The organism is Arthrobacter sp. fls2-241-R2A-200, assembly GCF_030209745.1.
GTDB lineage: Bacteria > Actinomycetota > Actinomycetes > Actinomycetales > Micrococcaceae > Arthrobacter.
Genome location: NZ_JARVRJ010000009.1, coordinates 37,449 through 49,249, shown reverse-complemented (window position 1 = coordinate 49,249; position 11,801 = coordinate 37,449). Strand labels below are relative to the sequence as shown.

General features: G+C 63.3%; 10 protein-coding genes and 2 tRNA genes. 7 read left to right on the top strand and 5 right to left on the bottom strand.

Features of this window, described 5'->3' with window-relative positions; all coding sequences use genetic code 11:
- Positions 1 to 21: 21 nt before the first annotated feature.
- Both QRN42_RS10235 and QRN42_RS10230 read right to left on the bottom strand, forming a co-directional pair.
- A tRNA-Ser gene (locus tag QRN42_RS10235) sits at positions 22 to 109 on the bottom strand.
- A gap of 201 nt (positions 110 to 310) precedes the next feature.
- Positions 311 to 2,536, bottom strand: coding sequence for a prolyl oligopeptidase family serine peptidase (locus QRN42_RS10230; protein WP_284979080.1), 2,226 nt, complete (start codon positions 2,534 to 2,536; stop codon positions 311 to 313).
- A 59-nt stretch (positions 2,537 to 2,595) separates the two neighbouring features.
- Between QRN42_RS10230 and QRN42_RS10225 the strand changes: the two genes are divergently transcribed.
- Positions 2,596 to 4,548, top strand: coding sequence for an FAD/NAD(P)-binding protein (locus QRN42_RS10225; protein WP_284979078.1), 1,953 nt, complete (start codon positions 2,596 to 2,598; stop codon positions 4,546 to 4,548).
- Between the two features lie 64 nt (positions 4,549 to 4,612).
- Here QRN42_RS10225 and QRN42_RS10220 read toward each other — a convergent pair whose 3' ends face one another.
- Together QRN42_RS10220 and QRN42_RS10215 are read right to left on the bottom strand one after the other, a co-directional pair.
- Positions 4,613 to 5,398, bottom strand: coding sequence for a VOC family protein (locus QRN42_RS10220; protein ID WP_284979077.1), 786 nt, complete (start codon positions 5,396 to 5,398; stop codon positions 4,613 to 4,615).
- A 142-nt stretch (positions 5,399 to 5,540) separates the two neighbouring features.
- Positions 5,541 to 5,631 (bottom strand) — tRNA-Ser (locus QRN42_RS10215).
- Positions 5,632 to 5,730: 99 nt separating this feature from the next.
- Here QRN42_RS10215 and QRN42_RS10210 point away from each other — a divergent pair.
- The 5 genes from QRN42_RS10210 to QRN42_RS10190 all read left to right on the top strand — a co-directional run bounded on the left by QRN42_RS10210 (position 5,731) and on the right by QRN42_RS10190 (position 9,391).
- Positions 5,731 to 6,714, top strand: coding sequence for an NAD(P)H-quinone oxidoreductase (locus QRN42_RS10210; RefSeq protein WP_284979076.1), 984 nt, complete (start codon positions 5,731 to 5,733; stop codon positions 6,712 to 6,714).
- Positions 6,715 to 6,744: 30 nt separating this feature from the next.
- Positions 6,745 to 7,284, top strand: a complete 540-nt coding sequence (locus QRN42_RS10205; protein WP_284979075.1) for a PadR family transcriptional regulator — start codon at positions 6,745 to 6,747, stop codon at positions 7,282 to 7,284.
- An 82-nt stretch (positions 7,285 to 7,366) separates the two neighbouring features.
- Positions 7,367 to 7,978, top strand: coding sequence for a bacterial proteasome activator family protein (locus QRN42_RS10200; RefSeq protein ID WP_284979074.1), 612 nt, complete (start codon positions 7,367 to 7,369; stop codon positions 7,976 to 7,978).
- Between the two features lie 8 nt (positions 7,979 to 7,986).
- Positions 7,987 to 8,427, top strand: coding sequence for a hypothetical protein (locus QRN42_RS10195; protein WP_284977246.1), 441 nt, complete (start codon positions 7,987 to 7,989; stop codon positions 8,425 to 8,427).
- A gap of 124 nt (positions 8,428 to 8,551) precedes the next feature.
- Complete coding sequence (locus tag QRN42_RS10190) at positions 8,552 to 9,391, top strand: aldo/keto reductase (RefSeq protein ID WP_284979073.1); 840 nt, start codon at positions 8,552 to 8,554, stop codon at positions 9,389 to 9,391.
- 83 nt (positions 9,392 to 9,474) lie between these two features.
- Here QRN42_RS10190 and QRN42_RS10185 read toward each other — a convergent pair whose 3' ends face one another.
- Positions 9,475 to 10,524 (bottom strand): LacI family DNA-binding transcriptional regulator, encoded by a 1,050-nt coding sequence (locus QRN42_RS10185; protein ID WP_284979072.1) that lies wholly within the window; start codon positions 10,522 to 10,524, stop codon positions 9,475 to 9,477.
- A 245-nt stretch (positions 10,525 to 10,769) separates the two neighbouring features.
- Here QRN42_RS10185 and QRN42_RS10180 point away from each other — a divergent pair, with 245 nt between their 5' ends.
- Positions 10,770 to 11,789 (top strand): asparaginase, encoded by a 1,020-nt coding sequence (locus QRN42_RS10180; protein WP_284979071.1) that lies wholly within the window; start codon positions 10,770 to 10,772, stop codon positions 11,787 to 11,789.
- Positions 11,790 to 11,801 lie beyond the last annotated feature (12 nt).

Here is an 11,801-nt window from a genome sequence, read left to right as displayed (position 1 = left end):
GTCTCGACTCATCACACAACGCGGAGACGGGGGGATTTGAACCCCCGGTGGAGTTGTGCCCCACACTTCATTAGCAGTGAAGCCCATTCGGCCGCTCTGGCACGTCTCCGTTTGCTATTGCTAGCCCACCAAGGATACGCAGAACCTGTGGTCTAGCGCAAAACAGCCCGGGAAGCGCCCGATTCGGTGGTTCCCTGCCAACTGTGCCGTGCGCCCGGCCTCCTGCGCAGCGAACCATCGAGTCGGGTCCGAACCCCGGCCCGAACCCGGTCCGAACCCGGCCCAAGCCGGGTGCCTGAACTGGCCCGCCCTACTTGGCGCCCGCCAGCGAACGCCACAGGAAGTGGTTGCTCCGGGCTTGCAGGGCAGCGGCTTGGCGGTTGTCCGAGGCACCGGCGTGCCCACCTTCGAGGGCCTCGTGGAACCAGACGTTGGGAATGCCCATTGCTTGCATTCGTGCCGCCATTTTCCGCGCTTGCACAGGTCCTACACGGTCATCGGAGGTCGCCGTCCAAATGAACGTTTCCGGGTAGTCCACGCCGTCCCGAAGCAGGTGGTACGGCGAGAAGGTCCGGATGAATTCCCACTGCTCGGGCACATCCGGGTCCCCATACTCGGCAATCCACGAGTATCCCGCGGAGAGCTTGGTGTAGCGCCGCATATCCAGCAGCGGCACCCCGCAGGACACTGCGCCGAAGAGTTCCGGGTACTGGGTGAGCATGTTGCCGACCAAGAGTCCACCGTTGGAGCCGCCTACGCAACCCAAGCGACGCCGGCTGGTAACCCCGCGCGTCATGAGGTCCCTGGCCACTGCGGCGAAGTCCTCGTAGGCCCGGTGCCGGTTTTCCTGCAACGCCGCGCGATGCCAAGCAGGTCCGTACTCGCCCCCGCCGCGGATGTTGGCCACAACGTAGACCCCGCCGCGTGCGTGGGGAGCGTCGCCGCCGTCGGACGACGTGCGGCGCTCGAGCCAAGCCCGTCCGATCGTTCCGGAGTACGCGGGCGTGCGGGAGATCTCGAATCCCCCGTAGCCGGACAACTGGGTGGGGTTTTGGCCGTCCAGCACCAAATCCTTGGATGCCACTTGGAAATAAGGGATGCGTGTTCCATCCGCAGAGACCGCGAAATGCTGCTGCACTTCGTACCCGGCTTCATTGAAGAACGACGGCGACCGTTTGACCTCTGAGTGTTGGCTCATGACCTCGCCGTCCGGACCCGGGGTGAGAGTCCCGCGAGTGAGCGTGGTTGGAGTGGTGAACCCGGTGGCCACGAGCCAGAAGTCGTTGCCTGCACCGGTCTGATCGGTATCCTCGTCGTCCACGGCGTAGGCGTTGACGTCGTGGAGGGGCGGGCACGCGTCCAACACGGTGGAGCGCCAGCCGCCGTTGGCGTCGGATGTGGACGGGTCGAGCACTCGGATCTCGGAGGAAACGTCGCGCAACAAGTTCAGGAGCAGGTAGTCCTTGGTCCAGCTCCATGACTGCAGGGACGTGTGCTCGTCAGGCGAAAAGAGCACCACAAACTGGCGCGAACCGGCCAGGTACCCTTCAAAGTCCGCAGCGAGCAGGGACCCGGACGGGTACGTGTGGCCATCTACTTGCCAGTCTTTTTGTGGACGGAACAACAACCAATCCCGGTGGGCGCTGATATTCACATCCGTGGGCACGTCAATGTTCACCCACGAACTCTCGCGCAGGAGCCAGGTATTCCTGTTGTAGAAGTCGATGTAATCAACGGCGAAGGTCCGCTCATAACCTGGGGTGGAATCGTGGGCCACCATGGCCAGCATGTGGTCCTCGGGAATTTCGAAGAGCCGCTCAGCATCAGCAAGGGCCTGGCCTCTGCAGAGTTTCACGCCAGTGCGGGCGTACGACGATGAGGTCGCAGGCAGGCCATCGGCGGTGCTGGATACCAAGAGTGTGTCAGCGTCCAGCCAGCTAACGTTCCCCTTCGCCGTCGGCAGGTCGAAGCCCCCTTCGACAAAAGTGCGGGTCTCGACGTCGAACTCGCGGTGGCGGTCAGCGTCACCGCCGTCGGGGGAGAGGGAGACCATGGCCAAACGGTAGGCGGCACCGTCTGAAGGGCGCAGGAAACCGGCGCCGTGGAAGACCCACTCCACCCCTTCCGCATCGGCCAATGCATCGACATCCAGCAGCACGTCCCACTCGGGAGCGTCTGTAAGGTAGCTCTCCCACGTGGTCCGTCGCCAGAGGCCCTTGGGGTGCTCTTGGTCCTTCCAAAAGTTGTAGTAGAAGTTTCCGCGTTTGTTGACCATGGCGACGCGGTCCGTCGAATCAAGGACTTCGAGGATTCCGGCCTCGACTGCCGCGTAATCGGAGTCCTCCAACAATTCCTCGGTGCGGGCGTTCTGCTCACGGACCCAAGCAAGCTGTTGATCGCCGTGGATGTCTTCAAGCCAGATGTTCTCATCCGTTGGCATGGGGGCGATCTCCGCAGCGTGGCGGCCCCTGGGTTTACCGTCGATGGCATCGCCATCCCCGGGAAGTGGCGTGTGATCAGCTTCTGTGGTGGTCATGGGCCCATCCAAGCAACACTGTTCAGCGGTAAGCAAGTCACAGGAAGTTAAGCTTGAGCGTGGCTATATCCGAAACCAACCGTGTTGCCCTGATCGGGGCAGGCCCTCGGGGCACCAGCGTCCTTGAGCGGTTGCTCGCGAATTGGGCGCCGATGGGACGTTCAGTGGGCGCGCGACGCTTGCAGATCGACGTCGTCGATCCTTACCAAGCGGGCCCGGGACACGTGTGGCAGCCGGAACAATCCCGGCTGTACCTGATGAACACCCAGGCGTTCTATCCCACGCTCATCCCCGAAGACGCCGAACTGGCACCCCCTTTGGCCGGCGGTTCTTTTGACCAGTGGCGCGAACTTCGGCGTCGTGATGGCATCGGTTTGAACGACGCCGAAAAGGCGGAGCTGGCCACCCTCGAGTCCCACGATTTCCCCAGCCGCGCTTTGTACGGGCGGTACCTGCGCCAAACCCTGGAGTCGGTCCTTGAGCGACTACCCGACGGCGTCGCGGTCACCTTTAGGGAGACGACAGCGCTTGCGGTCCGCCCCGCCGGACGCCGGGATGGGATGTTCGACGTCGAACTGGCCGACGGCGCGACGCTCACCGTCGACTCCGTGGTGCTGGCCCTGGGCCACATCGAATCCCGGTTGAATCCCGAGCAGCGGTCCTTCCAGGGCGCCGCGGAAGAGCGCGGCTTGCGTTATTTCCCCCCAGCAGCACCGGCGGATGTCGACTGGCAGGCCGTGCCTGACAACGAACCAGTCCTGGTGCGGGGCATGGGCCTTAACTTTTTCGACGTCATGGGTCAGCTGACTGAGGGCCGCGGTGGCAAGTTCGTCGACGCCGGCCTGCCGGGTGCCGGGGTACTCGAATACCGTGCGTCCGGCCGGGAGCCCAAGATCATAGCCGCCTCACGCCGCGGAACGCCGTATCGGGCCAAAGCGGGTTTGGCTGGGTACTATCCGCGGAGCATCACTATGAGGTACCTGACCGAGGATGCCGTGGACCGGTTCCGCGCTGCCGGCATCCAGCCTGGTTTTGACCATGACCTGTGGCCTCTGCTGCACCGGGACGCGTTGTGGGCCTACTACTCGACGTTGGCGGCCTCACAGCCCGCTGCTATCCGTGATGCGGCCCAATTCCTGGCTGATCTTGCGGATGCGCTCCAACCCCACGCGCACACCACCGCGAACTGGGAACACGACGTAGGGGATCTGGTTGAAAAGCATGTGCTGGCCTGCCGCCGGCTGAACCTACGAGCACTCGCCGCCCCGCTGGCCGGCCGCACGTTCGGCTCCCGTAAGGAACTGGACGCAGCGGTCACAGCCTATTTGGACGACGACGCACGACGATCTGCCTTGGGTGAATCGGATCCGATAAAGATGGCCATCGGAGCCCTCCACACAGGCCGCGCCATCCTCAAATCCGTAGTAGCCGACGGCGGGATAACGGACGAATCCTGGCTGGCGGGGCTACGGGGTTGGTTTGAAGCGTTCGTCGAAGGGTTGGCCAGTGGTCCGCCCGCCATCCGTTCGGAACAGTTGGCCGCGTTGGCGCGCGCCGGCGTCGTAAGTTTTGTCGGGCCCGACCCCAAATTCACGGTGGACCGGGGCGCGCGGGTGTTTCGGGCGACGTCGCCGTGGGTACGCGATTCGCCAGCCGAAGCCAGGACCCTCATTGAGGCGATGTCGCCGGCAAACAGGGTGGGCGTCAATGTTTCCCCGCTGCTGGAACAGCTCCTCGCTGATGGGCTGGTGCGGCCCAAGATCATGATGAGCGTTGAAGGAATGCCCATGCAGACCACAGGTTTGGACGTGGAGCCACATCCGTACCGCCCGGTCGCTGCCAACGGCTCCGTCACCGAGGGTCTGTATATTCTGGGCCTGCAACTTTCGGCGTCACAATGGGGGACTGCGATTGCCGCAGAGGCGCGACCGCTCGCCGGGCCGGTCTACTCAAGTGGGCAGCGCACCCTCCGCGATGCGGATGAAATCGCGCGCGGCATTCTCAAGGGTTAACGGCGGTTCAGGGCCGCCCATCACTCACTGAGCGGCCCTGCCTCAAGGTGTCAGCTTTGTAGCCCTACGCGCCCGGGTTCAGGGCCTGTACCACCTTGAAAACCGCGCCGGTGGGATCGGATACGGTGGCCAGCCGCCCGAAAGGCGTGTCCTCGGCAGGCTGGATCACCGAGGCGCCGAGGCCCACGGCCCGCTCCACAGTGGCGTCTACATCGTCCACGGCAAAGTACACGCTCCACATGGAGGGAACTTCCTCCGGAAGGAATCCGGATGCGTCCATGATGCCTGCCTTGGCGTCGTCGCCGGAGCCCAAGGTGGTGTAACGGAACTCCGGGGTGTCGCTCATGACGGCGGTTTCCCACCCAAAGACGTTCCGGTAGAACGCCACAGCAGACTCATAGTCCTTGGCGAGGAGTTCATGCCACGCCGGAGCGCCGGACTCCGCAGCAAGCTGGAAGCCCTTCATCTGCCCGAATTGCCACGCACCAACGGAGGCTCCGGATGAATCAGCGTACATAGCCATGGCGCCCTGTTCGGGGACATCCATGGGTTCCATATACACCTGGCCGCCGTTCGCGGCGGCAGCTTCGGTGGTGGCTTTGATATCGTCCGTGCGCAGGTAGGTGGACCAGAGATCGGGCATGCCGCCCATGTCTTCCTGCTTCTGCATAATGCCGGCAACCAAACGGCCATCCTTGGAAGCGGTGATATAACCGCCGTAGGTTTCCTGGTCGCCTGTTTCATACGTCCAGCCGAAGAGGGCTGTATAGAAAGCTTTCGCCTTCTCCGTATCGGTGGTCATGAGGTCGATCCAGCATGGAGCGCCGGGGGTGATATCAGGGGTAGGCATACGTCAAGCTCCCGTTGTTGTTCTGCTGCCAAGATTCGGCGGTATCCGAAGATGGTGGAGACACTGAGAAGACTATGCGGGGGGTCTGACACTTTCAATGAAAACGCAAAAGTGCCCCGGGCTGGAACCCGGGGCACTGCATTGGCGGAAGGTAAGGGATTTGAACCCTTGGTACGGGGTTACCGCACACTGGTTTTCAAGACCAGCTCCTTAGGCCGCTCGGACAACCTTCCCTGCCTAGTAGTCTTTCATAGGGAGTTGGCTGTACCAAAACAGCCCGTACCAGTCCCTGCCCCGGGGCTGGAGCACAAGCAAGAAACCGGGAGTTCGTCATGAAAGCCGTCTACATCTCAGAGCCTGGCGGGCCCGAGGTCCTCGACATCCGGGAAGTCCCTGCTCCGGTGCCGGGCAACGGCGAGGTGCTGATCGACGTCGTCGCCGCCGGCCTGAACCGGGCCGATGTCCAGCAGCGCCGCGGCTTCTACCCGCCGCCTCCGGGCGCCTCGGACATCCCCGGACTTGAAGTATCGGGCCGGATCGCGGCCTTCGGTCCCGGCGTGACCAAGGCCTTCTCCCTCGGAGACAAAGTGGTGGCCCTGCTGGCCGGTGGCGGGTACGCCCAACAGGTTGCGGTCTCGGCCGAACAGGTCCTCCGGATTCCCGAGGGCGTGGACCTGATCACGGCTGCGGCGCTTCCTGAAGTCGCAGCGACCGTGTACTCGAACCTCATCATGACGGCCCAGCTGCAGCCCGGTGAGACGGTCCTTATCCACGGTGCCACCGGCGGCATCGGCACCATGGCTATTCAGCTGGCCAAAGCGTACGGAGCCACCGTGGCAACAACGGCAGGGACAGACGAAAAAGTTAGTACGGCCAAAGCCTTCCTCGGAGCCGACATCGCCATCAATTACACCGAGGAGGATTTCCCCGAAAGCCTCAAAGCCTCCAACGGAGGCAAAGGCGCAGACGTGATCCTCGACGTCGTGGGCGCCAAATCCCTGCAACAAAACATAGATGCGCTCGCCGACTACGGCCGCCTGGTCATCATCGGCCTCCAAGGCGGGACCAAGGCCGAAATCAACCTCGGGCAGCTCCTCAGCAAGCGCGCCGCCGTCATCGGCACCGCCCTCCGTCCGCGCCCGGTGGCCGAAAAAGGCATCATCATGTCTGCCGTCCGCGAGGTTGTATGGCCAATGCTCACCGACGGGCGCATCAAGCCCCTCGTAGCGAAGACTTTCCCGTTGGAGCAGGTCCAGCAGGCCCACGAATACTTCGATAGCGGCGAGCACATGGGTAAGGTGCTGTTGCTTCTCTGATCCGTCCGTCCCAAGGCAGCAAGGAGCACCATGTCTATCCGGCACAGCCTGCTGGCACTGCTTCACGGCCAACCGCGTTACGGCTACGAGCTACGCGTCGAGTTCGAGGATCGGACCGGTGCAGCCTGGCCGCTGAATATCGGACAGGTGTACACCACTCTGGACCGGTTGGAGCGGGACGGCTTAGTCACCAAAGAGGGCGACGACGGCGGCGGCCACGTCATCTACAGCCTCACCGAGGCGGGGGCTGAGCAAGTCCGGGCGTGGTTTTCAGGGGCGGTGGACCGGGGCAATCCGCCCCGGAACGAGATCGCCATCAAACTCGCGCTCGCTGTGACGATGCCCGGAGTGGATGTTTCGGCCGTCATCCAATCCCAACGCGAGGCATCCCTCAGGGCCCTACAGGAACATACGCAGTCGAGGAAGTCGGTCGGTGCGAACCAGCGACCCGCGGATACGGCATGGCTCCTCGTCCTGGATTCGCTGATATTCCAAGCCGAGGCTGAGGTGCGTTGGCTGGATCTGTGCGAGGCGCGGATGGTCCAATTCCAACCGGGAGGCAACCAGTAGTTCCGGGCCTTTTCGCTACGGACGAAGTCCAAAATTGACCCTCGGCTCCGGGACCCTGCGAACCACATGAGAGTATGAACCAATGAGCGATCTGAACAACATTCAGCCTGCGGATGAGGCTTCGGACGACACCCCCGTGGAAGGCACTCCCGTGGATGCCGAAGCACCCGCGGAGCCGCCGCATGGCGCTACCCTCCAAGAACTCGTGGACGAGCCGGCAAAAGTCATGCGGATCGGCACCATGATCCGCCAGCTCCTTGAAGAGGTAAAGAGTGCCCCGTTGGATGACGCCGCACGGGGTCGCCTGGCCGAAATCCACGAACGCTCCATCAAGGAACTCGAGGACGGACTCGCTCCGCAGCTGATCGAAGAGCTGGAGCGGATCACGTTGCCGTTTCCCGAGGAAACCACCCCCAGCGACGCAGAGCTGCGCATCGCACAGGCCCAGCTTGTGGGATGGCTCGAAGGGCTTTTCCACGGAATCCAGGCGGCCATAGCGGCGCAGCAGGCCGCCAAGGAGCACGCAGCCGCCCAAATGCAACTCCGCCAGCTCCCCCCGGGCACGGTGATCGCGCCCGGAATCGTCATCGGCGAGAACGGCCAGCCCCAGCGCGCAGCTGCTCCCGGCGCTCCGGGCACCGCGCCGCGGGGGCGCCCGGAAGATCCGGACCACCGTCCCGGCCAGTACCTCTGAGCTGGCGCATGGGTTTCTTTGGGGCCGTCCGGCAAGGGCGGAGAGATGATCTCGAGCTCGGCAAGGGTATTTGGCGCAGGGCCCACGACCGCTTTCACCGCGGGTTGGACCGGTATCACCAGGTCCTGGAGGGCGTAGACGACGAACAGCTTTATGGCGAACTTTTAGTAATCGCCAACGAGCTCGCTGAGTTATCCCCACGTGTCAGGTCTATTTGTGTGGAGGCCCAGAAGCGCTCTCCAAGTGATGGGCTGGACGTCCCGGGGCCGCTCGCCGGTGTGCACCGGGCCCTTTCCAAGGCCGGAAATTCGCTGGCCACCACGGCAGAGGCTGCCGCCATGTTGCGGCTTGCGGTGGGTCCGGTGCCCGTGGGCGCATTGTCTGTCCGGCGTCGCTTGGAGTCGGTGTACGAACAAGTCGAGGACGCCGAGCGCCAACTCCGAGGCTAGGTTAAAGGGCGGCGTCAGCAACTACGAGCGTGCGCGGTTATTCCGTTTTTACAATGAGTTAAGCGGATAGCTGATAAGGGCAATCCTGGGTGCCTGAGGCAACCACTGCTGGCACTATGGGACCATGACTTCCTCTCCCACACTTACATTCAACGACGGCAACACTATTCCCCAGCTCGGCTACGGGGTGTGGCAAGTTGAAGACGATGTAGCCGAAAAAGTGGTGCGTCAAGCGTTCGAAGCCGGCTTCCGCCACATCGACACCGCTAAGATCTATGGCAACGAGTCCGGCGTCGGCCGTGCCATCGCGTCCTCGGGCTTGTCTGCTGAGGAAATCTTCATCACCACCAAGCTGTGGAACGCCGACCAAGGTTACGAGTCCACGCTGGAGGCCTTCGAAGCGTCCATGGACCGCCTCGGAATCCAGACACTGGACCTGTACCTCATCCACTGGCAGCAGCCCAAGCAGGAAAAGTACGTCGACACCTGGAAGGCCCTGATCGAGCTCAAGAAGCGCGGCCGGGTCAAGTCCATCGGAGTCTCCAACTTCACAAAGGAGGGCCTGCAGCGCATCATCGATGAAACCGGGGTCGTTCCGGCCATCAACCAGGTTGAACTGCACCCGTTCTTCAACCAGGCCGACCTCCGCGAGTTCAACGCCTCCAAGGGCATCCTGACCCAGGCTTGGTCGCCCCTCGGACAGGGCGGCGAACTTCTGGAGAACGCCACTATTGCCGAGATCGCTGAGAAGCACGGTGCCACACCGGCACAGGTTGTCATCGCATGGCACCTGACGATCGGCAATGTCGTCATCCCCAAGTCCGTCACCGAGTCACGGATCCAGGAGAACTTCGCCGCCTTGAACGTCACGTTGGACGCAACCGACGTCGAGGCCATCAGCAGTCTGGACCGCGGCACCGAAGGCCGCATCGGCCCCGATCCTGCAGTCTCCGACTTCGCCTAAGCACTGTTCAGCGCTAACTAAAAGCGCCCCGCATGCAACCATTCGGTTGTGCGCGGGGCGCTTTTGGTTAAGTGACGACGGCTTTAACCGGCAATCGACGGCGCCTTGGCAGCGCTGCTTTCCCGCACCCGCAGCGTTGGCGTTAACCTTGCCGGCTCGGGTTTTTCGCCCCTGAGCACGGCCTGCATGAGCTGCAATGCCGTCCGTCCGATGTCCTCCATCGGGGAATGGACCGAAGTCAACGGGACGGGAAGCTCGGCCGCCAGGGACGTGTCGTTGTAGCCCACAACCGCGACGTCCTCTCCTACTGTGAGGCCGCGGGAGCGCAAAGCGCCCATGGCTCCAATGGCTGCGAAATCGTTGACGGCGAAGATGGCGGTAGGGCAGATCTTGCTGTTGGCGAGGATTTTTTCTGCGGCCTCGCGGCCGCCGGCCGTATCGAACCTGGACAGCACCACGTCGTCGTCGGAAATGGTGCCACCCAGTGACCGCCAGCGGTCCAGGAATCCGGCTGTACGGTCGACGCCGGTACTCGCATACGGTTCGCCCGCAATAACCGCCACTTGCCGGTGGCCCATTTCCCACAAGTGAGCAGCCACGAGTTCACCGCCAACGACGTCGTCACACGTGGCAGATGGGTAGCCGGGCACCCGACGGTTCATCAGCACGAAGGGAACCTTGCGGTCAGTAAGTTCCTGGAGGAGGCTGCTGTCCAGATGGGCGTCGCCAATGATCAGGCCGTCCACCCTGCGGGCAAGCATGAGGTCAATCTTCCGTCGCTGTTCTTCGGGGTCGTCGCGCGAGTTCATCACGAAAGCGGAGTAACCCACCTGCGCTGAGGCCGCATCGATGCCCTCGTACATGATTGCGAGGACCAGGTCCGAGAGCCGCGGGACGATGACGCCGAGCAACTTGGTCCGCCTGGTCCGAAGGCTGGCGGCCTGCGGATCGGGGGAGTAGCCGAGCTTCCGGGCCAGTTCACGGACGCGCTCCGCCGTCGCAGCCGAGGCAGCTCCCTTGGCTACGTCGGACCCGGAGTGCAGGACCCGGGAAACCGTGGAGGGATGAACGCCCAGCTCCCGTGCCAGATCCTTCAACGTGACCGCAGCGTCGCCGTCGGCCTTTTCTTTCATGTCCCTCTCCTGCCCACCGGCATCACTGTAGCCCAGGTCTGTTACGGAAGGTCTTAGGGCACCCCTTGACGTGACCTCCTTCACATTCTATAGTCGTTTTTCAGTGTTACCCAAACGATTGGGTAACGGGCAGACCACCAGGCGCCACACCCCCGGCGCCATTCACCACTCTTGCCTCTTCCCTTAATGCGGAAAGTTACCCAAACGATTGGGTTGCTTGCCGCAGAGCAACCAACGGAGCTGAAATGACTGTTACCGGCGCCCACGTCGTGCTGCTGGCCACGGGAGGCACCATCTCGTCGCGTTCATCCCACAAAGGCGGGGCTGTCGCATCCGATACGGGTGCCGAGGTGTTCAAAGCCATGGGCTCACCGACCCCCCACCCCGTCCGGGTATTGGATGTGTTCCAGAAAGGTTCGTATCTGCTCACCTTCGAGGACATGCTCAGGATCTGCGCCACCATCAAGGATGTCCTCAAGGATCCCGACGTCTTGGGCGTCGTGGTGACCCACGGAACGGACACCATGGAAGAGACAGCCTTCCTCGCCGACCTGACCCATGACGATATGCGCCCGGTCGTCTTCACCGGTTCGCAGCGTGCTGCCGACTCGGAAGCCCCCGACGGGCCGGACAACCTGGCCCGCGCCATCGCCGTTGCAGGTTCGACGGAGGGGAGGGGTAAGGGCGTCATGGTTCACTTTGCCGGCAGCGTCTTTCCCGCAGCCGGGATCCGCAAAAGCCAGACCCTTCGGCTTGATGCCTTCGCCAACCCCGATTTCGGGTCACTCGGTCGCGTCAGTGCCCAAGGAGAGGTAGCAATGCTCGACGGCGGCAGCCGGCCTGAGCCTTTGCCGTTGCCGGAACCCGGCGGAACCTGCCCGCGCGTCGACCTCGTGGCCGCCTATCCCGGCGCCGACGCCACCCTGATGCGCGCCGCCCTTCGGGCCGGCGCGACAGGCATCGTCCTGCAAGGCACCGGAAGCGGCAATGCCAACCCCAGCCTCTGTTCGGAAGTCGCGGCTGCCGTGGCGTCCGGCGTCGTGGTTATCACGAGCACCCGCGTGGACGCCGGACCTGTGGTCCCGATCTACGGTGCTGGCGGCGGCGGTGAAGACCTCCGGGCCGCCGGGGCGATCGGTTCCGGCCATCTCCGGCCGTCGCAGGCCCTGATTCTGCTCAACCTCCTGCTCAGCATCAACACCGGCCCGGAGCGGATCGGCGAAATCTTCACCCACCGAGGGAGGCCCCCCAAACCTTCCGCCTGACACCCCAAAAGC

What these genes read in the sequence shown, in the direction of transcription:
- QRN42_RS10230 (WP_284979080.1), bottom strand. Translation starts at nt 2,536, where the DNA reads ATGACCACCACAGAAGCTGATCACACGCCACTTCCCGGGGATGGCGAT.
- QRN42_RS10220 (WP_284979077.1), bottom strand. Translation starts at nt 5,398, where the DNA reads ATGCCTACCCCTGATATCACCCCCGGCGCTCCATGCTGGATCGACCTC.
- QRN42_RS10210 (WP_284979076.1), top strand. Translation starts at nt 5,731, where the DNA reads ATGAAAGCCGTCTACATCTCAGAGCCTGGCGGGCCCGAGGTCCTCGAC.
- QRN42_RS10205 (WP_284979075.1), top strand. Translation starts at nt 6,745, where the DNA reads ATGTCTATCCGGCACAGCCTGCTGGCACTGCTTCACGGCCAACCGCGT.
- QRN42_RS10200 (WP_284979074.1), top strand. Translation starts at nt 7,367, where the DNA reads ATGAGCGATCTGAACAACATTCAGCCTGCGGATGAGGCTTCGGACGAC.
- QRN42_RS10195 (WP_284977246.1), top strand. Translation starts at nt 7,987, where the DNA reads ATGGGTTTCTTTGGGGCCGTCCGGCAAGGGCGGAGAGATGATCTCGAG.
- QRN42_RS10190 (WP_284979073.1), top strand. Translation starts at nt 8,552, where the DNA reads ATGACTTCCTCTCCCACACTTACATTCAACGACGGCAACACTATTCCC.
- QRN42_RS10185 (WP_284979072.1), bottom strand. Translation starts at nt 10,524, where the DNA reads ATGAAAGAAAAGGCCGACGGCGACGCTGCGGTCACGTTGAAGGATCTG.
- QRN42_RS10180 (WP_284979071.1), top strand. Translation starts at nt 10,770, where the DNA reads ATGACTGTTACCGGCGCCCACGTCGTGCTGCTGGCCACGGGAGGCACC.